We start from the raw sequence: 20,696 nt of genomic DNA, 5'->3' as shown, positions 1-20,696 counted from the left end.
CTGGGCAGGACGGTCAGTCCGGCGGTGACGGCGGCGGTGGTGGCGAGGGCGGCGGTGAGGGTGAGGCTCTTGCGGTTCATGGTGGGCTCCCCGGGCGATGTTGTTTGAATTTGAACTTCCTGACGGGAAGGAACACTAGCCCAGACGTTCAAATTGGAACAACCTAAGAACGAGTGACGCCGGTCACACGAGCCCCATGCACCAACCCCGCTACCCCCGTGGCGCGCGAACCAGGTCAGGCCGCACGTCATCGCATGATGTCTACAGCCGATGTCTACAAGCGATGATAACGTTGGTGTTCGAACAACAGCCCCGGGAGAGAGCCCCTATCCCTCCCGGGCCGACCGAGCTTCGGCCGGCCGGAATGTCGGAGGAGTGAGCATGACGAACATCAGAAGTGACGGCCCGGAGGCGTCCGTCTCACCGGAGCCCGCGCCCTACGGCGGACTCGACAGCGTCTTCGTGGGCGGCTCGTGGCGCCACGGCGGCACGGGGCTCTTCAGCGACAACCTCGACCCGTGGACCGGCGAATCGGTCGGCCGTGTCGCACGGGCCGACGCGGCCGACGTCGAAGAGGCACTGGCGTCGGCGAAGGCGTCGCAGCGGGATTGGGCGGACACCAGCCCGGCGCAGCGCACACAGCTCTTCCGCGACGCCACCCATGTCCTGGACGCCCGCAGGACCGAGATCGTCGAGTGGCTGATCAGGGAGGCCGGAGCGACCCGGGGCAAGGCCGAGCGCGAGTGGACCCAGACCCGGCAGGCCTTCGAGGAGGCCGGATCCATCGCGCACCATGTCGAGGGGAAGATCCTCCCGTCGAACCGTCCGGGCAAGGAGAACCGCGTCTACCGCGTACCGGTGGGCGTCGTCGGTGTGATCAGCCCCTGGAACCTCCCCTTCTACCTGACGGGCCGCGCGATGGCACCCGCGATCGCGCTCGGCAACACGGTCGTGGTCAAGCCCTCGGAGGACACCCCCGTCACCGGCGGTCTGCTGCACGCAAAGATCCTCGAGGAGGCGGGGCTCCCGAAGGGCGTCCTCCATGTGATCACCCACGCGCGCGAGGACGCCGCGGCCCTCGGCGACACGCTCACGGCCAGCGACGTCCCCCGCGTGATCTCGTTCACCGGCTCCACGGCCGTGGGCCGCCACATCACCCGGACTGCGGGCATCAAGCGGCTCGCCCTGGAACTCGGCGGGAACGCCCCGGTCGTCGTCCTCGGCGACGCGGACCTGGAGCAGGCCGTCGACGGCGCCGCCTACAGCGCCTACGCGAACCAGGGACAGATCTGCACCAGCGGGAACCGGCTCATCGTCGAGGCGCCGATCTACGACGCCTTCATCGAGAGGTTCGTGGAGCGCGTCAAGGACCTGCCCTACGGCGACCCTTCGGACCCGAAGACATTCGTCGGACCGGTGATCAACCGCCGTCAACTGGAGGGCATCCGGGCCAAGATCTCGCGGGCCCGGGAGAGCGGGGCCACGGTCCTCCTCGGAGGTGACCCGGTCGGTCCGGCCGGCCTGGTGCTGCCCCCGACCGTCGTCCTCGGCGACTCCGCCACGCCCACGGCCCGGGAGGAGGTCTTCGGTCCGGTCATCACCATCCTGCGGGCCGAGGACGAGTCCGACGCGCTGCGCCTGGCCAACGACACGGAATACGGCTTGTCCAGCGCCGTCTTCACCCGGGACCTCGACCGCGGCGTCCGCTTCGCCCAGCGCGTCGAAGCCGGTATGTCGCACGTCAACGACGCCTCCGCGTACGACGAGCCGCACATGCCCTTCGGCGGGGAGAAGAACTCCGGTGTCGGCCGGTCCGGTGGCGAGTGGATCGTGGACGAGTACACCACCCCGCACTGGATCAGCATTCAGCACACCCCAGCTCCACGGCTACCGTAGCGGCGCCGAACGGCCTGGACGGTTTCGTCTGGACCGGCTGCCCACCCCGGACAGGGGTGCTTGTGGTGGTGAAGCAGGCCCTCGGCCTCGCAGAGCAGTGGCGAAACGTCACGAAACGAATCGCCCGGGGAACCGCGCACCTCCGCCGCGCCCGATCGCGCAGGTCATGCCCGCCGGCGCAGGCTGACACCGGAGCCGGGAATTGCGAGAATGCACCGGTGACCGCCAACCAGACAAAGCGCCGCCGTGACGCCGAGGGAAGCCGGGAGCGGCTCCTGAAGGCCGCGGCCGAACTCTTCGCGGACCGGGGATACGACCAGACGACCGCCCGGGAGATCGGTGAGCGCGCCGAGGTCGACCCCACGATGATCGCGCGCTACTTCGGCGGCAAGGCGCAGTTGTACATCGCCGTCCTCCACGCCGAGCGCGGTGTCGATCCGGCGTCCGACTTCCTCGACCCCGCGCACCTCACCTATCTCGCGGAGAAGGCGACACACCAAGGACCCGGGCCCATCTATCAGGTCGCCGTGGGCCCCTTCGGCGACGCGGCCGCCGATCGCGCGGCCCGCGAGGAACTGCACCACCGGATCGTCGATCCGGTGCGCCGACGGCTCGACGCCCAGGGCGTACAGCACGCCCAACTGCGTGCGGAGCTACTGACGGCCGCGCTGATCGGGGTGTTCCTCGCCCGCGGCACCGACACCCTGCCCGCGCTGAAGGCGGCGCCCCTGCACGAACTCCTGCCCCTGCTCAACACCCTTGTGGGCGCGCAGGACCAGTGACTCCGGCCCGCCGACCTCGCGGGCACGTCACCGTGGACCCCTGCGGTGCACCACCGTTCCTTCGTGTGCCGGAGTGCAGGTGTCGGTATCGATCCCCCCGGAGGCGAGGCGACGGTCGGGGACCTCCTCGCCCGCCGCTGTCGAGACCGGGGCCTGCGGCGTCCGAGCGCTGTCCGTGTCCTGGACGCTCACGATGTCGGTGCCCTGTCGCCCCCGTACATTCCGCGTCGTCCACCCCTTGTTGCCCACCTCACCATCCGGATGCTGGACGTGACACACCGCGTCCGTGAACGGGCCCGTAGGGTGACTGGTGCAGCTGGTTCGCCCCGTCCGCCAGGCGGGATGCGTCGTAAGAGGGAACCCGGTGGAAATCCGGGACTGCCCCGCAGCGGTGAGCGGGAACGACCGCCGTCATACGCACTGGGCCCGACGTACCGGGTCCGGGAAGCGACGGCCAGTAGGAGTCCTCCGTCAGGAGGACGCGCCCGCAAGTCCGAAGACCTGCCCGTTGCCCGCGTACGACCGACTCGTGCGCGGACATCCCGGTGACTTCGTGGGCGGGTCGGCGTACATACCCGGCGGACGACCGCGCTGTGACGCGCGAGGTCGGTTTCCGCCCGGTCCGTCACCCCTTCGCGCTCGCGTCCCGTCACCCGGGATCTCAGGGATTCATCTCGCGAAGGAGATCTCCGTGACCACGAGGACCGCACCCGCGGCAGCACGGGCCACCGTGTACGGCTACCCCCGGCAGGGCCCGGACAGGGAACTGAAGAAGGCCGTCGAGGGCTACTGGAAGGGCCTCGTCACCGCCGAAGCCCTCAAGACCGTGGCCGCCGAACTGCGCAGGACCAACTGGCAGGAGCTGGCCGCGGCCGGCATCCACGAAGTGCCCACCGGTGACTTCTCGTACTACGACCACGTCCTGGACACCACCGTCATGGTCGGCGCGATCCCCGCACGCCACCGTCCCGCCGTCGCAGCGAACGCCCTGGACGGCTACTTCGCCATGGCCCGCGGCACCCGGGACGTGGCCCCGCTGGAGATGACGAAGTGGTTCGACACGAACTACCACTATCTCGTACCCGAGTTGGGCCCTGACACCGTGTTCACGGCCGACCCCACCAAGCAGGTCGCGGAACTGAAGGAAGCCCTCGCCCTCGGGCTCAGCGCCCGTCCGGTGCTTGTCGGGCCGGTCACCTACCTCCTGCTCGCCAAGCCCGCCCCGGGCTCACCGGCGGACTTCGACCCGCTCACCCTCCTCGACCGGCTACTGCCGGTGTACGCCGAAGTCCTCGCCGATCTACGCGCGGCCGGCGCCGAGTGGGTGCAACTCGACGAACCCTCCCTCGTCCAGGACCGCTCCCCGGCCGAACTGAACGCCGCCGCGCACGCCTACCATGACCTCGGCGCTCTCACGGACCGGCCCAAGCTCCTGGTCGCCTCGTACTTCGGCCGGCTCGGCGACGCGCTGCCGCTGCTGGCCAAGGCTCCCGTCGACGGGCTCGCGCTGGACTTCACCGAGTCCGCCGCCGCCAACCTCGACGCGCTCGCGGCCGTCGGCGGTCTGCCCGGCAAGCGGCTCGTCGCCGGCGTCGTCAACGGCCGCAACATCTGGGCCAACGACCTGACCAAGTCCCTGGCCACCCTCGGCACTCTGCTCGGACTGGCCGACCGGGTCGACGTCGCCGCCTCCTGCTCCCTGCTCCACGTGCCGCTGGACTCCGCCCGGGAGCGGGACATCGAGCCGCAGATCCTGCGGTGGCTCGCCTTCGCGAAGCAGAAGACCGCCGAGATCGTCACGCTCACCAAGGGCCTCGCCCAGGGCACCGACGCGATCATCGGCGAACTCGCCGCCAACCGCGCCGACCTGGCCTCCCGCACGACCTCGCCGATCACACGAGACCCGGCCGTCCGGGCCCGCGCCTCCGCCGTCACCGAGACCGACACCCGCCGCTCCCAGCCCTACTCCGAACGCACGGCGGCCCAGCGGGCCCACCTCGGCCTGCCCGTGCTGCCGACCACCACCATCGGCTCCTTCCCCCAGATCGGCGCGCTGCGCACCGCCCGCGCCGATCTGCGAGCGGGCCGGATCGACACGGACGGCTACGAGGAGCGCGTCAGGGCCGAGATCAGGGAGGTGATCTCCTTCCAGGAGAAGGCCGGTCTGGACGTCCTCGTGCACGGCGAGGCCGAACGCAATGACATGGTCCAGTACTTCGCCGAGCAGCTCACCGGCTACCTCGCCACCCAGCACGGCTGGGTGCAGTCCTACGGCACCCGCCACGTCCGCCCGCCGATCCTGGCCGGCGACATCTCCCGCCCCCAGCCGATGACGGTGCGCTGGACGACGTACGCCCAGTCACTCACCGAGAAGCCGGTCAAGGGCATGCTCACCGGACCGGTCACCATGCTCGCCTGGTCCTTCGTCCGCGACGACCAGCCCCTCGGCGACACCGCCCGCCAAGTCGCCCTCGCCCTGCGCGACGAGGTGAACGACCTGGAAGCGGCCGGGACTTCGGTCATCCAGGTCGACGAGCCCGCCCTGCGCGAGACCCTGCCGCTGCGTGCGGCCGACCGCGCCGCGTATCTCGCCTGGGCGACGGAGGCGTTCCGGCTCACCACCGGCGGGGTCCGGCCGGACACCCAGATCCACACCCACATGTGCTACGCCGAGTTCGGTGACATCGTCCAGGCCATCGACGACCTCGACGCCGACGTCATCAGCCTGGAAGCCGCCCGCTCCCACATGCAGGTCGCCCGCGAACTCGCCGCCCACGGCTACCCGCGCGAAGCCGGACCCGGTGTGTACGACATCCACTCACCCCGTGTCCCGAGCGTCGCGGAGGCCGCTGCACTGCTCCGCACCGCGCTGAAGGCGATTCCCGCCGAACGCCTGTGGGTGAACCCCGACTGCGGGCTGAAGACCCGCGACTGGCCCGAGACCCGCCGGTCCCTGGACAACCTGGTCACCGCCGCCCGCACGGTCCGCGAGGAACTCTCCTCGTCCTGACCGCAGGCCCCACCGGCCGGGGGAGGCCGCGCCTGCCGCCCCTCCCCCGGCATCGGCATCGGCATCGGCATCGGCATCGGCATCGGCATCGGCATCGGCGAACGTATCAGCCACGGCCCTGCCTTGCCCGGCACGGCGTGACGCCCACCGTGCGCTGGGCGGTGCGGGAGCGGCCTGGGGTCGGGCTTCAGGCCGTGTCGGTGTGCCGGAGGGTTTCCACGCACAGGTGCGGGGTGACGAAGGGCTGGAGGCTCACCGCGGTGAGCGGGGCCCGAAGCGTCTCGACCGTGCCCTGCGGGGACGTTTCCGCACAGTGGAAAGTGAAGGAAATGTACCTCCATTCCACAGCACGGAAGATCTGCGTCGACAACTGTGCGCCTTGGGCCCGAAGCTGAGGATCGTCGAGCAAGCGATTCAGAGGTGTTGAGCCATGACGACACAGGCACCGTCCCCGGTCGCCCATCACACGGACCTCCGCCAGGCGTTCTCACTGTTCCCTTCTGGAGTGACCGCCGTGTGTGCGCTTGTCGACGGTGAGCCCGTCGGTCTCGCCGCGAGCTCTTTCACGTCCGTCTCGCTGGAACCTCCGTTGGTGAGTGTCGCGTTCGGCAGCAGGTCGCGCACGTGGGCCCGGCTGCGCCGGGCGACACACATCGGCATCAGTGTGCTGGCGGAGCAGCATGCGGAGTTCTGCCGCGTCCTGGCCGGCCCTGAGCAGGGGCGGTTCACTGACGTGGACTGGACGGCCGCCCCTGGGGGAGCCGTGCACATAGCTGACAGCGCGCTCATGCTGACCTGCACGATCGCAGACGTCACCACGGCAGGGGACCACGACGTCGCCTTCTTCACCGTGCACGACGTCCTCGGACAGGCGCCCGTGGAACCGCTGCTGTTCCACCGGAGCGAGTTCCGCCGCGTCGTCGGCCGACCTACTGCCAGGATCTGACATGACTCAGACGCTCGCCGCAGTACTGCGCTCGGGTGACCAGCCGTACCGGATCGAGGAAGTCTCCCTCGCGGATCCGCGCCCCGAGGAAGTGCTGGTGCGTATCGTAGCCACAGGGATGTGTCATACGGATCTGCTCGGCAGGGCGCAGGAACCTGGTTTCCTGCCGGCGGTGCTCGGTCATGAGGGCGCGGGCGTCGTCGAACGGGTGGGATCGGCCGTGACAACCGTGCGACCCGGCGACCATGTGGTGCTCACCTTTGACTCCTGCGGCATCTGCGAGTCTTGTCGGCGTGCTGCACCCGCGTACTGCGCAGAGTTCAGGCAGAGGAATCTGTCCGGGCAGCGTGTGGACGGCAGTGGTGTCGCGCGGGACAAGAGCGGCGCGCGCCTCACGAGCCGGTGGTTCGCTCAATCGTCCTTCAGCCAGTATGCGATCGCCACCGAACGCAACGCCGTTGTGATCGACCGCGACGTACCGCTCGACTTGGTGGGGCCACTGGGCTGCGGGGTGCAGACCGGTGCGGGAATCGTCCTGAACGAGTTCGGCCTCGAAGCCGGCCAGACCATCCTGGTGTTCGGAGCGGGAGCGGTCGGGCTTTCCGCGGTCCTGGCCGCCAAGCTGGCTGGGGCGAGGCACATCGCGGTGATCGATCGTTCACCGCAGCGACGACGGCTCGCGCTGGAGCTCGGTGCCACCGTCGCCGAAGCGGACCTGCCTGCCGATACGGCGAGCCGCCTCCTGGGCGGAGCGGGAACCTTTGACTTCAGCGTGGATACGACCGGGGTGGCGGCACTGATGGAAGCCGCCGTCGGCCTCACTGGCCCGGGCGGAACCATCGCGCTGGTCGCGGGCGGCGCTGACCGTTTGGCTCTGCGACCGGTGCAACTCAGTGGCCGCAGACTGACCTATGTGATCGAGGGATCCTCTCAGCCGCACAGTTTCATACCCAGCATGATCGACTGGTGGCGGCAGGGCAGATTCCCCTTCGACCGCATGATTCGGCACTACCGCCTGGAGGACATCAACGAGGCGGAAGCTGATGCCCTGTCAGGGGAAGCAGCCAAACCAGTTTTGGTGATGCAGGGCTGAGGCCCGCCAACGACAGTGACGTCTGGCTGTCGAAAGACCACGTCGTCTCTTTCGCGCCTACCCCTCGCTGAGAGACGGCCTCCGGCCCAGGTGCCGATGACGAGCTGGATACCGGCTTGCCATCGGCACCTGGCGCATGCAGGCCGTTATAAGGGACGAGACCAAGGGAACGCCTGCGAGGCGCCGGCGCCGACGCCGACTACAGTCCGGTCCCGCCTGGGGGCCATACATCGTCGACGGCACCCTGGTGCCGACCCATTAGCTTACTATTTGTAAGCTACTTACGGCTTGGTGGATTACTGCCTGAACCGCAGCTAACCTCGACGTCGGGTGCCTGCATCAGCCGTGACTGCAGCACTATTTGTCTCGGCTCGACATGACGAGCCCCACAAACTTTTGTCAGCGCCACTGCCCTCCCCCCACTGAAAGGGAATCATCATGGTCTCACCGACAAAACTGGCACACGTGGTGCTGTGGACCTCACGAGTCCGCGAAATGCGAGACTGGTATGTGAAGGTGCTCGATGGACGCATCACTTTCGAGAGTCCCGCCGGCGCCTTCATCACGTACGACGACGAACATCACCGGATCGCAGTCGGAGATCCTGCGGCAGCAGCGGAATTGACGGCACGGTCCGTGGGCGACTCTCAGGGCATCATGGGTACGGGAACCCTGAACTCTGAAGACAGTCCTGCGGTGCAGGGCGCCTCCAACCTGTTTCAAGGACTGGCTCACATCGCGTTCACCTATGGCAGTTTGTTGAACCTCCTCAGCCATTATGAAGAGCTTGCCAAGGCATCGATCAAACCAACCGCAGCTGTCAATCACGGCCCGACCACGTCACTCTATTATGCCGATCCGGACGGAAACCAGATCGAGTTGCAGGTAGACAACTTCGACACTCTGGAAGAAGCCACGCTCTACATGCAGTCAGATTCCTTTGCCAACAATCCTGTTGGTGTACCATTCGATCCGGCGGAGCTGCTGGCTCGACTCCGGGCTGGGGCTCTCCCCTCGGACCTCACCCGTCCTGCCGGGGCTTAACGGCTTTCCGGACCGGCAATGGACGCAAGCGCGCGAGGAGGGAAGACATTTTGAGCGGTCACACCTCCGAGGACGCCAATGCCATGGCCTGTCAGGCCATGCAGGAGATACTGGAAGTCGTCGGACGGCGCTGGACCGGCGCGATCCTCGTGGCGCTGACCGAGCAGCCGCGTCGTTTCGGGGAGTTCCGTCAACTGATCCCAGGACTCTCCGACCGTATGCTCTCCCTGCGTCTCAAGGAGCTCAAGGCGCAGAAGCTCCTGGAACGGCATGTAGTGCCCGCCACCCCGGTCCAGGTGAGCTACGCGCTCACACCGCTGGGACGCGATCTGACCGCCGCGCTCCAGCCCCTCAGGGCCTTCGGCTCATGCCACTTGCTCCCTTCCTCTCCTCACGACGGGGAGCGTTCCTGAGGGAGAAGTCAGCAACCCAAGGTCGACGAAAGCCTCGCCGAACGCGCTGCCCTGCGCTGCCCTATGGGGAACCGCGAAGTGGTCGCCCGAGACCCCCGCGCCGCGTCGGCACGTTTTCTACGAGAACGGCTCCTTTTATGAACCTGAAAGTCCACGACGAACTGGCGGCGGTCGTGCCGCTCCTACCTGCTTCGGCCTTCGACGAGGCCGGCATCGCGTCGGCTCGCGCGGCCGTACGGCAGGTCTCCGCGGCCGACGGGACTGGGCCGACCGGTGTCGTGCTGGAGGAACGCGAGGTGACCGGCCCGCCTGGTGCTCCGGACGTGGTGGTACGGGTCTTCCGCCCGCAGGAGTATTCCGCGGCTTCCGGTGCAGGGGTGCTGGACATTCACGGTGGCGGGTTCGCGGCCGGGGCTGCGGTCCTCGACGACGAGGTCAACGCGCATCTGGTGCGGGCGCTCGGTGTGGTGGTGGTCGCCGTGGGCTACCGGCTCGCGCCCGAACACCCATTCCCCGCGCCCCTGGAGGATTGTTATGCGGCGTTGACCTGGTTCGCGGCCAACGCCGGCGAACTCGGTGTCGACCCGGCCCGCATAGGAGTTCTGGGCGACAGCGCCGGCGGCTGCCTCGCGGCTGCCGTTGCGCTCATGGCACGGGACCAGGGTGGTCCAGCCCTGGCCTTCCAAGCGCTGGTCGAACCGGTGCTGGATGACCGTATGGACACCCCCTCGATGCGCGAGCCCACTTTCACACTCTGGTGGTCACGGGAGCACGCGAAGCACAGTTGGCGGTACTACCTGGGCGGCGACCAGCTCCACCGCGAACCATCAGCGTACGCAGCACCGGCCCGTGCCGCCGCACTTGGGGGGCTGCCACCGACGTATCTGAGCGTGAACGAGCTGGACGTCCTTCGCGACGAAGGGCTCGACTACGCCCGCCGCCTACTGGAGGCCGGCGTACCGACCGAGGTCCACGTGTGGCCGGGCACGTTCCATGGTTTCGCTGCGGCCGCCCCCGACAGCTCCGTCGCGCACACCGCACGAGCCTCGCTGACGGAAGCCCTGCGACGCGGTCTGGGCGTCGCGAAAGGCCGGTGATCCGCCCGCACCAGACTCGGCATATACCTATAGGGGGCTAGGGGTTGAAAGTATCCGGGAGGATGGGACAGGATATGGATAGTCTCAGGGCAAGGAGCCCCGGCTATCAGTCTATTGGGGGGATTGATGATCCACATCACGCTCGGGGCGATGCGTTACGTCAGCCCGAAAGAAGACCAACTGGGTCGTGACCATGTCGGCTGGGACCCGAACATGGACGACGAGGCCCTGTTCCGTGCCAACCGGGGATGCTGGGTCCTGGGGGAACGCGCCGACCGCGAGCAGTACGCCCTGCTGTCCGCCGGGGGCGTCGTGCGTCAGGCGATCGAGATCGACCGCCTGGTCGCGGTGTCCGGCGGTCGCCGGGCGATCGAGGGCCGGTTCCTGGAGGCCGGACACCCGGTTCACGACGCGTACGTCGGAAAGCCGCAACCGGTCGAGCCGGCCCGCAACCCGGTGACGTACTTCGAGTCCCCTCACGCGGCACGGACGTGCGGCTGTGGCTGCGAAGCGCCGGTCACCCTCGGCTGGTTCCTCCCCGGACACGACCAGAAGGCCCTGCACGACCGTGTCGCCAAGATCGGCACGGTCCACCAGTTCATCGACTGGTTCGACCGCACCTACACCGGAGATGCCCGGGCCATGGCGTCCCGGATCGTCTCCATCACTCCGCACACGAATAGCAAGCGGGTGTGCAGTGCGCACGGCTCCGCGGCGGAATGCACACCGCTCATCGCGGACGTCGTACTGAGCGACGCGGGCAGCGAACGCGTGGAATGGGCAGTCTGCCTCCGGTGGCTGCGGGAGAACTCCGACGCGGCGGCCTGGCTCGACGCACACCCCGACACCGCAGCGCTGCTGGACGCCTCCTGACCCAATCGAGGCGGGAGAGCCAGGACTTCGCCTGCCTCGAACGGAGAGCGGCAGCCCGGCGGTTCAACACCGCGTCACCCCGTGGGTCCCGGCACGTACCGGGGCCCGCCGCCGACCTGTACGCCGCGATCAGAGGCGGAGGACCGGTCCGACTCTCGGGCCGGACCGGGGGGCGTTGCCACGCGGCCTTTTCCGGATCAGGCACCCAGGAGAGTGACAGCACCGCCCCACAGAGCGCCCGGGTTGATCCAGTCGGGGTAGATCTCAAGCATCTGGCGGAAGAAGTCACGGCTGTTCGGATCTTTCGCCAGTAGGCGGTCGACGCCGTCGAGGTACTGCCTGGTCAGGTCGATGGCGGCCGGGGTGTCGTCACGTGCCGGGTCCTTGTGGCCGGCGATCACGTGGGCCGGATCGAGGGCCTGGACCCTGTCGAGGGCGCGGCGCCAGGCGTCTCGGCCGCCGCCCTGAGACTCGGAGAGGTACTGGTGGACGCCGTTGTGGACGACGTCGCCGGCGACCGCGAGCCGCATCGAGGGGACCCAGAGCACGGTCGTGTCATCGGTGTCGCTGTGGCCGACCTCGATGGGCAGCGGTCTCTCGCCTTCGAGGGTGAAGCCGTCCGCCGGGATCTCGGCGGCCTCAACCCTCTCGGTGGGGATCTGACTGGGGAACAGCTGGTCCCAGAACTTCGTACGGAACTCGGTACCGGCTTGCTGCCGCATGACGCCGAGGTACGCGCCGGTGGGGAACGGTGTGGCCGCGGTGACGTCGCTGGTGGCCGCCGAATTGCTGATGGCGCAGTCGTCCGGCGTCCGGGCGCGGCTGACGTCATGTCCCGGCAAGCAATGCGGCGTCGTGTTCTACGACGAGTCGAAAAACGCGAGCCGGGTCTGGCACGACTCCCGGACCTGCGGCAACCGCCACAACCTCCAACAGGCCCGGGCCCGGCGGCGTTCCACGGCAGAATGTCCGCCCAGGCCGTGCCTGGGCGGACATTCTGCCGCCCGAAGGCCAGTGCCTGCCCGTGTCCAGGCTCCACGCCACCCACGGATCCCTGTCGACGACGATCGTGATCAGTACACCTAGAGCAGGGTGCCCCCTGACACCTCGATGCGCTGGCCGGTGATCCAGTGGCTGCGGCTGGTGAGTAGGGCTGTGATGGCATCGCCTACGTCCTCGGGCTCCCCGACCCGCCCGAGGGCGACCTGCGGCGCGATGACGTCCCGGAACCCGCTGTCGCGGGCCGCTCCACCGGCGAAGTCGGTGGCGATGGGGCCGGGAGCGAAGGCGTTCACGGCGATCTGTCGGTCACCCAGCTCCTTGGCCAGGTAGCGGGTGAGTATTTCGACCGCGCCCTTCGCCGTGGCGTATACGGACTGCCCGGCGCCGGTGAAGCGTGTCAGGGAGGTGGAGAGGTTGACGATCGCACCACCATCGGTGAGCAGCGGTGTCAGCGTCTGGGTGAGGAAGAACACGCCCTTGAGGTGCACGTCGAAGACATCGTCGAAGTCTTGCTCGGTCGTCTCGGCGAACGGCTTGATCAGAGAGTTTCCGGCGTTGTTGACGAGGAAATCGAAGCTCTCGCGTTCCCAGTCATGTGACAGCGTCTTGCGCAGCCGGTCTGCGAACGGACCGAACGAGCTGATGTCGGCGGTGTCCAATTGCAGCGCGACGGCCCTGCCGCCGGCCTCCTTGATTCCCGCGACGACCTGGTCGGCAGCGGCCGGGCTGCTCTTGTAGGTGATCACCGAGTCGACGCCGGCAAGTGCGAGGCTGGTCGCGGCACTTGCCCCGATCCCGCGGCTACCACCGGTGATGACGGCGATTCTGCGGGCTTCTGACATGAGTTGCTCCTGTGGTGTTTGCGCGGTCTGCCTGGATGGATGAGGTCGTTGAAGCGACGTGGAGCGTCTGGGGTGAGATGGCCGTGTCAGTCGTGGGCGGCCTTGACCCAGACGGTCTTCGTCTCCAGGTAGGCGTCGATGTGGTGTCGGCCGTTCTCCCGGCCGTAGCCGGACTGCTTGTAGCCGCCGAACGGCACGGCGGGATCGTTTGATCCGTAGTGGTTGACGTAGACGATGCCTGCTCGCAGGCCCCGGGTCAGTCGCGTGACCTTGTTGACGTCACGGGTCCACACCCCACTCGCCAGCCCGAAGGGTGTGTCGTTGGCGCGGCGCAGAACCTCGTCGACGCTGTCGAAGGGGATCGCCGCGACGACCGGGCCGAAGATCTCCTCACGGGCGATCGTCATGTCATCCGTCACTCCGGTGAACACGGTGGGGGGCACGAAGAACCCGTTGGCGAGGGTGCCCTCCGTGACCCGCGCGCCGCCGCTCAACGCGGTCGCGCCGGCGGCGGCACCGGCGTCCAGATAGCCGGTCACGCGGTCGAGTTGCTCTCGGGAGACGAGCGGGCCGAGGTCGGTGGACGGCAGAAGCGGGTCGCCGACCGTCAGGCCACGCGCGTACTCGGCCACCCGCTCGGTGAACTCATCGAATACCGGTCGTTCCACGTAGAGACGGGTCCCGGCCGCGCACACCTGCCCCGAATTGTTGAAGGCACCCCGCGCCGCGGCTGCGACCGCGGCGTCGAGGTCGGCGTCCGCGAACACGATGTGCGGCGACTTGCCTCCCAACTCCATCGTCAGTCGCTTCGTGGTGGGGGCCGAGGCTTCGATGACCTTCTGTGCGGTCGCCGACGAACCGGTGAAGGCGATCTTGTCCACGTCGGGGTGGCTCGACAGCGCGGCCCCTGCCTCACCGAAGCCGGTGACGACGTTCACCACACCTTCGGGCACGCCCGCCTCGAGGCAGAGCTGCGCGAGCAGCAGCACACTGTAGCCCGCCTGCTCGGCCGGCTTGAGGACCAGCGTGCATCCCGTCGCGAGAACGGGCGCGAGCTTCCACGAGGAGGTGAAGATCGGCGAGTTCCACGGGATGATCCCGCCCACCACCCCGACCGGCTCCTTGAGGGTGTAGCTGAACAGATCGCGTGCCTGAGAGTTCTCGATCGTGTCGCCGTGGATCATCAGTGCCTGGGCGGCGGCGTAGCGGTAGGTCTCCGCGGCGACGTCGACCCAGGCGCGGGTGTGTGCCAGGGGTGCGCCCATGTCCAGCGAGTCCAGGAGCGCGAGTTCCTCGCGCCGGCTCTCCAGGAGGTCGGCCAGCCGGAGCAGCACACGCTGCCGCCGACTGGGAGTGAACTTGCTCCACGGGCCCTCGAAGGCGCGCCGCGCCGCGACGACGGCTCGGTCGACGTCGGCCGCCGAACCGCGAGCGAGCCGGTCGAGTTGTTCGCCGGTCGCGGGATTGATCGACTCGAAGCTCTCGCCCGAGGCTGCCTCGGTCCATACGCCGTCGATGAGCAACTTCTTCACCTGCCCATCGAGGAAGGCAGGACGCGGTGTGGCGGTTTCCAGCATGGTTCAGCTCCTAGAGAGGGTTCTCAGCGGCACCACCGACGCTAGGACCGGCACACTCCACCGGCTACGCGCATCCTCTTCGCTTTTTGCCCGATCCTCTGAGCCGTGCGCGCTAGGTGGCCGAGGTAAGGTGAAGGAGCCATGACCTCATCCCTCGCCTTCAAAGGCATTTCGCGCGAGAGCGCGATCGCCGGGCTCGTTGACGTTATTACCCGATCATGCGCCGAGGCTGACCTGCCGCCGGCTCACGGGTTCTTCGCCACGCCGATACCAGGACTGACCTTCTTCCGGTCTTCCGCCATCGCCGACCCTCGATCGGCGGCGCCAGGGTCAGTCGACGAAGGGCCTGCGGTGTGTGTTGTTCTTCAGGGCACGAAGCGTGCGAAATGCGCGTCCCGCGAAATCCGCTACGAACCCGAGACCTACTCGATCTCTCCGGTGGAGCTGCCTCTGACCGACATCCTCGTCGAAGCGTCCGAGGAACATCCGTTTCTCGGCCTGCGGCTGAGGCTTGACGCGGTAGTGCTCACCGACCTTCTGCTCGAACTGCCTCCCCCAGGGGAGGATTCGCGCCCGAGTCCAGGACTCACACCCACCCCGCTGCACGACGATCTCATCGACCCGCTCATACGGTTGGTCGACGCTCTGCGCGATCCGCACGACGTGGCCGTGCTCGGGGCGCAAGTGCAGCGCGAAATCACATACCGGCTGATCCGGGGCCCGCAGCATGCGTTGCTTCGCCAAATCGCGACCCCCGACAGCCAACTGTCCCGCATCAAGCTCGCGGTTGACTGGATTCGCGAGCATTACGCCGGACCGTTCAGCATCGAGTCGGCCGCCGCAGTGGCACACATGAGCACCTCATCGTTTCATGCCCACTTCAAAGCGGTGACGTCGATGAGCCCCTTGCAGTATCAGAAACATCTCCGCCTGCACGAAGCACGCCGCCTCCTCCTTGACCGTCAGGCCGACACCACCACAGTCAGTTTCATGGTTGGCTACAACAGCCCGTCACAGTTCAGCCGCGACTACAAACGGCTCTTCGGCGAACCCCCGATGCGCGACGTTCGCAAGCTGCAATCCGCGGTGTAGCCGGATACTCCGCATCCGTGTTGCCCAGAGCCGCCGTGGGACAGGTGGCGATTCCAAGGTGGTCTCGGAGAAGGTCACCTCCGGCAGCAGCACCCCGGCACTCCCGAAGCACATCATCGCCCCCGCGTCGGCGGTCACCGCCGCTTCAACCGCCCATTGACACGCCGAGGTGCTGGCGGAAGGCGTACCGGCCGGTGTCGGTGAGGCGGTACTCCACATCGTTCCCGGGGGCGGAGAGCCTGTCCTGGCCCGCCGCGCCGGGGGCGAAGGTTCCGTCGTGCCCGGTCAGCGCGCCCTGAGCCAGGAGAGCCTGCATGAGAGCGACGCCCAGGCGGCCCGCCAGGTGGTCGTAGCACGTCCGCGCGGCACGCAGGGCGTGGGCGCGGTTGCCCTGGCGCAGGGAACGCACCGGCCGAGTCGGGAAGAGAGCCGCGATGGTCTCGAGAGCGGTGGCGACCTGGGGCCCTGCGAGCCGGTAGTAGCGGTGGCGGCCGTGGCGTTCGACGGTGAGCAGGCCGCCGTCGAGGAGTTTGGCCAGGTGTGCGCTGGTGGTGGAGGGGGCCAGGCCCGCTTCGGAGGCCAGGACGCCGGCCGGCAGGGCACGGCCGTCGAACAGCGCAGCCAGCATCCTGGCCCGCCCCGCATCACCCAGCAGAGCGCCGACGGGTACGAGATCGATGTCTCCGTTCATGGCATCCACGGTAGGTAGGGGACGCTTCGATCGGGAGCGAAATGATCCCGGCCCACCGTGGGCTCGTGGGCCGCTCCACCCCTGCCCGTTCCGCTTCGCCGCCCGTCACCGGACAGTCGCTGATCCTGCTCACGATGTGCGTGGGTCTGTCGCGGGGCTGCTGATCTTCGCCGCCGGTTCCGCCGGCTGCGGGCCGGCTGTGGGGACCGCCATGCTGATCGGTGCCCGCGCAGTGCAATCGGTGCCCGGGCAGTGCAGGGGATCGGCGCCGCTGCCCTGCTGCCCTGCTGCCCTGCTGCCCTGCTGCCCGCCACGCTCGTCGTGATCACCCGCGCCTACCCCCGGGAGGACGATCGCTCGAAGGCGATCGGGATCTGGGCCGCGGTCGCCGGTCTCGCCCTGCCCCTTGGTCCCCTCGTCGGCGGTCTGCTGGTCACCGGTGTCGGATGGCGGTGGGTCTTCCTCGTCAACCTCCCGATCACCGCGGCGGCCCTCGTCCCGGTCCTCGCCCTCGTCCCGGTCCCCACCCGCGTCCCGGCCGACCGAGGACAACACACGGCCCGTCCGGACCGGGCCGGTACCGTCCTCGGGGCCCTGACCCTCACCGGCTGCACCCTCGCCCTGATCGAGGGCGGCCGTACCGGCTGTGCCTCCCCCGCGGCCGTGACCACGATCGTGGTCACCTTCCTGCTGGGCCTGGCCTTCTCGCACGTCGAACGCCGCCAGGCCGGCCCTGCTCTGCCTCTTGAGCTCTTCCGCGACCGCCGATTCGCCACGGCGAACGGCGTCGCGCTCGTCATGAACCTGGTCGGGTTGGGCACGGTGTTCGTCTTCACGCTCTATCTCCAAGGCATCCAACACCGCCCGCCCCTGGCGGCCGGCGCCGCCCTGCTGCCGATGTTCATCCCCTTGGTCGGCCTGGCCCCGCTGACCGGCCACATCGCAGCCCGCTACGGTCCCCGCCGACCCGCCACCGCGGGTCTTCTCCTGGGCGCGGCCGGCACAGCCTGGCCCACTGCCGTCACCCCCCACTCGTCCTACCCCGGACTGCTGCCCGTCCTTCAGCTCACCCGCCCGCTGGACGACCCAGCCGCGAGCTTCTCCGCTCTCGGTTTCCCCTATCTCAAATTTGCTAAAACTAACGCAAAATACCATTCTCTATGGTATGGAGAGGGATGAGGTCCCTACAGGCCATGAGACCGAAGAATCCCCTGGTCAGGGAGTGGTTCGCTCGGGCGACAGCGGAGACGACGCACCCCGTTGGGGCGTACACCCGGCTGAACCGCAGCAGGTGTCCCCCGAAGTCGAGGAAGGGGCACTGGAGGACTGGGTGATGTCCTGGTCCACGGTGGCTCTCGCGGTGCACGACGCCGATCTGCGTTGCGTGCGGCAGAACGCCGCGATGCTCCAGCTGACCGCCGGAGAGCCGTCGAGGGAGGCGCACTCCAGCGTGCTCGCCACCGTACTAGCGGATGCAGACGTCGCGGCATGGGTGGCCCGCATGCGGCACGTGTTGCTGACTGGCCGACCGGAGAGCGGATTGGTGGTACGGGCGCGTACCGCCGTCGACCCCCGGCACGAGCGCGTGTTCTCGGTTTCCGTCTCCCCTCTTCGTGAGCGGAACGGCAGGACTCCCGGAGTGTGCACGACGGTGGTCGACGTCACCGTGGAACAGCGCGGCAAGGAACGGCTGGCCCTCCTCAGCGAGGCCGGCACCCGCATCGGCAGCACGCTGGACGTCATGCGCACCTCGCAGGAGCTGGCAGGCATGATGGTGCCGGCGTTGACCGACTTCGTCGCGGTGGACCTGCTGGACGCCCTGCTCAGCGGCGACGAGCCCGCACCGCTCCCGGTCACCAGCGCTCCGGCACTGCGCCGCACGGCGCACGCGTCGGTGCGTCCGGGCGTTCCGGAAGCCGTGGTGCGTCTCGGCGACGTCGACGTCCACCCGGAGCACACACCCAGCGCCCACGTCCTTCGGACCGGGCGCTCAATCCTGTTCCGCGACCTGAGACCCGAGATCGACGCGTGGTTCGACCAGGACCCGCTACGCGGCACCACCATGCGCAAGCACGGATTCCACTCGGGGATGATCGTGCCGGTGACCGCGCGGGGCACCACACTCGGTGTGGTCCTGTTCGCCCGTAGCCTGCGCGAGGAGTCGTTCGAGCCGGAAGACCTCGCGCTGGCCGAGGAGTTGGTGTCCCGGGCAGCCGTATGCCTGGACAACGCTCGGCGCTTCACCCGCGAGCGCACCAGCGCCGTGGCCCTCCAGCGCAGCCTGCTGCCGCAGGGGCTGCCCGAACAGTCCGCGGTGGAAGCGGCCTCCCGCTACCTGCCCGCAACACCCCGGCTGGGCGTGGGCGGTGACTGGTTCGACCTGATCCCCCTCTCGGGCGCGCGTGTCGCCATGGTGGTCGGGGACGTGGTCGGCCACGGGCTGCAGGCGGCCGCCACCATGGGCCGGCTGCGCACCGCAGTGCGCACCCTGGCCGACGTCGACCTCGCGCCCGACGAACTCCTCACTCGCCTCGACGACCTGGTCCTACGGCTCTCCGCAGAACCCGGAACACGTCGGGGAGGCGAAGACGAAGCGACCGGAGGGATCGGCGCGACCTGCCTGTACGCGGTCTACGACCCCGTCTCGGGCACCTGCTCGTTCGCGCGGGCCGGACATCCGCCGCCCGCCGTGCTCCGCCCTGACGGCAGGGCCGAGTTCCTGAATCTGCCCGCCGGCCCACCGCTTGGGCTGGGCGGGCTCCCGTTCGAGGCTCGCGACGTGGAGCTGCCGGAGGGCAGCCTGCTCGCGCTGTACACCGACGGCCTCGTCGAATCGAGGGAACGCGACATCGACCAGGGCCTGGAGACCCTCAGGCAGACCCTGGCCACACGCGACATCAGCTTGGAAGGCTTGTGCGACAGCCTCGTAGCGAAGCTGCTGCCCGGCCACCGCGCCGACGACGCCGCACTGCTGCTGACCCGACTCAAGCGCCTCGGCGCAGACAGCGTCGCCGCATGGGACCTGCCCAACGACCCCGCGGCCGTGTCCGCGATCCGCGCGGAGGTCCTGCGCACTCTGTCCTCCTGGCAACTGGAGGACGCGGCGTTCGTCACCGAACTCGTTGTCAGCGAACTGGTGACGAACGCCATTCGCTACGGCGGCGCCCCCATCCGCCTCCGCCTCATCCGCGACCGGACGCTGATCTGCGAGGTCTCGGACAGCAGCAGCACCGCCCCCCATATGCGCCGCGCTCGCGCCTTCGACGAGGGTGGCCGCGGACTGCTGCTGGTCGCCCAGCTCACCGACCGCTGGGGAAGCCGCCAGACCACAAACGGCAAGGTCATCTGGTGCGAGCAGACCCTGCCGGCGAGCTCCACGGCCCCATGACCTGGCATCTGCTGACCTGTCGTCTGCGCAGGCACTGACGGTAGAGCGAGGACGACCGAGTCGGTCATCGCAACCGGAGATGTTCCGCTCCAAGATGTGTTTCGACCAAACCGGGGCGGTGGCCGGCAAGTTCCAGGGCACCGTTTTCACCGACGCCCGCATCGAGCTCCCGTTCAGCCATCAGGCATCAGGCATCAGGAGAGCAGGGCGGACGCACGCCGCCCAGACCTGGACCCGGAGGGCGGGTCACGACGGAGCGAACTTCAGCGGTCGAGGCTGTTGATGCTGTCGAGGAGTTCGGCGACTGCAAAAACCTCGAGGAATCTGCCCAACAGCTCCTCGCGGCCGCTCGTCTCGGCCTTTCCGCTTGCGACGGCCGTCAAGATCCCCTGGAACGCCGGCATCCGGGTGGACCGGATCGTGATGACGAGATCGGGGTCGCTCGGTGCCGGGCCGATCCCAGTCGTCAACTGCCCTTCGGTGACGACGACGTACAGCATCACGCCCGCGGTGTGGATCTCCCAGACAGCGCAGAGGCCATCCGCTGCCTCGGCGTTGAACGTGGCACGAAACGCCATGACTACCGACGAGGGAGGTACGAACTCGTCGGCTCTCTGTTCGCCGAGCCGGGAGTTTCCCCACATCGCCAAGGCCAGCACCGCCGACTGCAATGCTCGGCCGTCCCCGGTGAGCACGTAGAGCACCCCCCGCTTCGGCGCTGGAGCAACCTGGCGCTCGACGACGCCGACCTGCTCGAGTTCCTTGAGTCGAGCAGACAGCACGTTCGTCGGAATGCCAGGCAGAGCGTCGAGCATCTCGGAGTAACGGCTCGGGCGGGCCAGGAGCTCGCGAATGACCAGCAGCGCCCACCTCTCGCCGACCATCTCGAGGGCACGAGCCAACCCGCAGTACTGCCCGAAGTCTTTACGTGCCATCCTGCCACCATAGCA

At 68.4% G+C, this 20,696-nt stretch carries 18 protein-coding genes and 1 riboswitch; of the genes, 13 read left to right on the top strand and 5 right to left on the bottom strand.

The genetic code is table 11. From position 1 onward, the window contains the following. The first annotated feature begins 381 nt into the window (after nt 1-381). From AB0F77_RS11355 to AB0F77_RS11315, 9 genes are all read left to right on the top strand, one after another. Entirely contained in the window at nt 382-1,896 is a 1,515-nt protein-coding gene (locus tag AB0F77_RS11355) for an aldehyde dehydrogenase family protein (RefSeq protein WP_361945094.1), read from the top strand. A 218-nt stretch (nt 1,897-2,114) separates the two neighbouring features. After that, nucleotides 2,115-2,678 (top strand): TetR family transcriptional regulator, encoded by a 564-nt coding sequence (locus tag AB0F77_RS11350; RefSeq protein ID WP_361945091.1) that lies wholly within the window; start codon nt 2,115-2,117, stop codon nt 2,676-2,678. Between the two features lie 300 nt (nt 2,679-2,978). After that, nucleotides 2,979-3,202: riboswitch (cobalamin riboswitch) on the top strand. A 167-nt stretch (nt 3,203-3,369) separates the two neighbouring features. Beyond that, on the top strand, nt 3,370-5,688 hold the full coding sequence (metE, locus tag AB0F77_RS11345; protein WP_361945088.1) for a 5-methyltetrahydropteroyltriglutamate--homocysteine S-methyltransferase: 2,319 nt from the start codon (nt 3,370-3,372) through the stop codon (nt 5,686-5,688). Nucleotides 5,689-6,118: 430 nt separating this feature from the next. Continuing rightward, nucleotides 6,119-6,634: a flavin reductase family protein gene (locus tag AB0F77_RS11340; RefSeq protein WP_361945085.1), complete on the top strand. Its 516-nt coding sequence runs from the start codon at nt 6,119-6,121 to the stop codon at nt 6,632-6,634. Between the two features lies 1 nt (nt 6,635). Further along, nucleotides 6,636-7,727, top strand: coding sequence for an NAD(P)-dependent alcohol dehydrogenase (locus AB0F77_RS11335; RefSeq protein WP_361945082.1), 1,092 nt, complete (start codon nt 6,636-6,638; stop codon nt 7,725-7,727). 438 nt (nt 7,728-8,165) lie between these two features. Beyond that, a complete protein-coding gene (locus tag AB0F77_RS11330) occupies nt 8,166-8,771 on the top strand; it encodes a VOC family protein (RefSeq protein ID WP_361945080.1) in 606 nt (201 codons plus the stop codon). An 83-nt stretch (nt 8,772-8,854) separates the two neighbouring features. Then, a complete protein-coding gene (locus AB0F77_RS11325; RefSeq protein ID WP_361945077.1) occupies nt 8,855-9,184 on the top strand; it encodes a helix-turn-helix domain-containing protein in 330 nt (109 codons plus the stop codon). Between the two features lie 137 nt (nt 9,185-9,321). Continuing rightward, complete coding sequence (locus tag AB0F77_RS11320) at nt 9,322-10,281, top strand: alpha/beta hydrolase (RefSeq protein ID WP_361945074.1); 960 nt, start codon at nt 9,322-9,324, stop codon at nt 10,279-10,281. A gap of 126 nt (nt 10,282-10,407) precedes the next feature. Then, nucleotides 10,408-11,154: a hypothetical protein gene (locus AB0F77_RS11315; protein WP_361945071.1), complete on the top strand. Its 747-nt coding sequence runs from the start codon at nt 10,408-10,410 to the stop codon at nt 11,152-11,154. A gap of 197 nt (nt 11,155-11,351) precedes the next feature. Here AB0F77_RS11315 and AB0F77_RS11310 read toward each other — a convergent pair whose 3' ends face one another. After that, a complete protein-coding gene (locus AB0F77_RS11310; protein WP_361945068.1) occupies nt 11,352-11,996 on the bottom strand; it encodes an MBL fold metallo-hydrolase in 645 nt (214 codons plus the stop codon). Here AB0F77_RS11310 and AB0F77_RS11305 point away from each other — a divergent pair. Beyond that, nucleotides 11,947-12,240, top strand: coding sequence for a CGNR zinc finger domain-containing protein (locus tag AB0F77_RS11305; protein WP_361945065.1), 294 nt, complete (start codon nt 11,947-11,949; stop codon nt 12,238-12,240). The two genes, AB0F77_RS11310 and AB0F77_RS11305, sit on opposite strands and share 50 nt — an antisense overlap. Here AB0F77_RS11305 and AB0F77_RS11300 read toward each other — a convergent pair. Both AB0F77_RS11300 and AB0F77_RS11295 read right to left on the bottom strand, forming a co-directional pair. Then, nucleotides 12,237-12,998, bottom strand: coding sequence for an SDR family oxidoreductase (locus AB0F77_RS11300; RefSeq protein ID WP_361945062.1), 762 nt, complete (start codon nt 12,996-12,998; stop codon nt 12,237-12,239). The genes AB0F77_RS11305 and AB0F77_RS11300 overlap by 4 nt on opposite strands. Before the next feature lie 86 nt (nt 12,999-13,084). Then, complete coding sequence (locus tag AB0F77_RS11295; protein WP_361945059.1) at nt 13,085-14,575, bottom strand: aldehyde dehydrogenase family protein; 1,491 nt, start codon at nt 14,573-14,575, stop codon at nt 13,085-13,087. Between the two features lie 141 nt (nt 14,576-14,716). Between AB0F77_RS11295 and AB0F77_RS11290 the strand changes: the two genes are divergently transcribed. Beyond that, nucleotides 14,717-15,667: an AraC family transcriptional regulator gene (locus tag AB0F77_RS11290; protein ID WP_361945056.1), complete on the top strand. Its 951-nt coding sequence runs from the start codon at nt 14,717-14,719 to the stop codon at nt 15,665-15,667. Nucleotides 15,668-15,812: 145 nt separating this feature from the next. Here AB0F77_RS11290 and AB0F77_RS11285 read toward each other — a convergent pair whose 3' ends face one another. Beyond that, nucleotides 15,813-16,358, bottom strand: coding sequence for a helix-turn-helix transcriptional regulator (locus tag AB0F77_RS11285; protein WP_361945053.1), 546 nt, complete (start codon nt 16,356-16,358; stop codon nt 15,813-15,815). A gap of 252 nt (nt 16,359-16,610) precedes the next feature. Between AB0F77_RS11285 and AB0F77_RS11280 the strand changes: the two genes are divergently transcribed. Then, entirely contained in the window at nt 16,611-17,537 is a 927-nt protein-coding gene (locus AB0F77_RS11280) for an MFS transporter (protein WP_361945050.1), read from the top strand. A 112-nt stretch (nt 17,538-17,649) separates the two neighbouring features. Continuing rightward, a complete protein-coding gene (locus tag AB0F77_RS11275) occupies nt 17,650-19,746 on the top strand; it encodes a SpoIIE family protein phosphatase (protein ID WP_361945047.1) in 2,097 nt (698 codons plus the stop codon). A 263-nt stretch (nt 19,747-20,009) separates the two neighbouring features. Here AB0F77_RS11275 and AB0F77_RS11270 read toward each other — a convergent pair whose 3' ends face one another. After that, a complete protein-coding gene (locus AB0F77_RS11270) occupies nt 20,010-20,681 on the bottom strand; it encodes a helix-turn-helix domain-containing protein (RefSeq protein ID WP_361945045.1) in 672 nt (223 codons plus the stop codon). Between the last annotated feature and the right edge of the window lie 15 nt (nt 20,682-20,696).

This window comes from Streptomyces sp. NPDC026672, assembly GCF_040638185.1.
Lineage (GTDB): Bacteria > Actinomycetota > Actinomycetes > Streptomycetales > Streptomycetaceae > Streptomyces.
The sequence above is the reverse complement of the archived record's forward strand: the minus strand, read 5'-3'. Positions and strand labels throughout refer to the sequence as shown.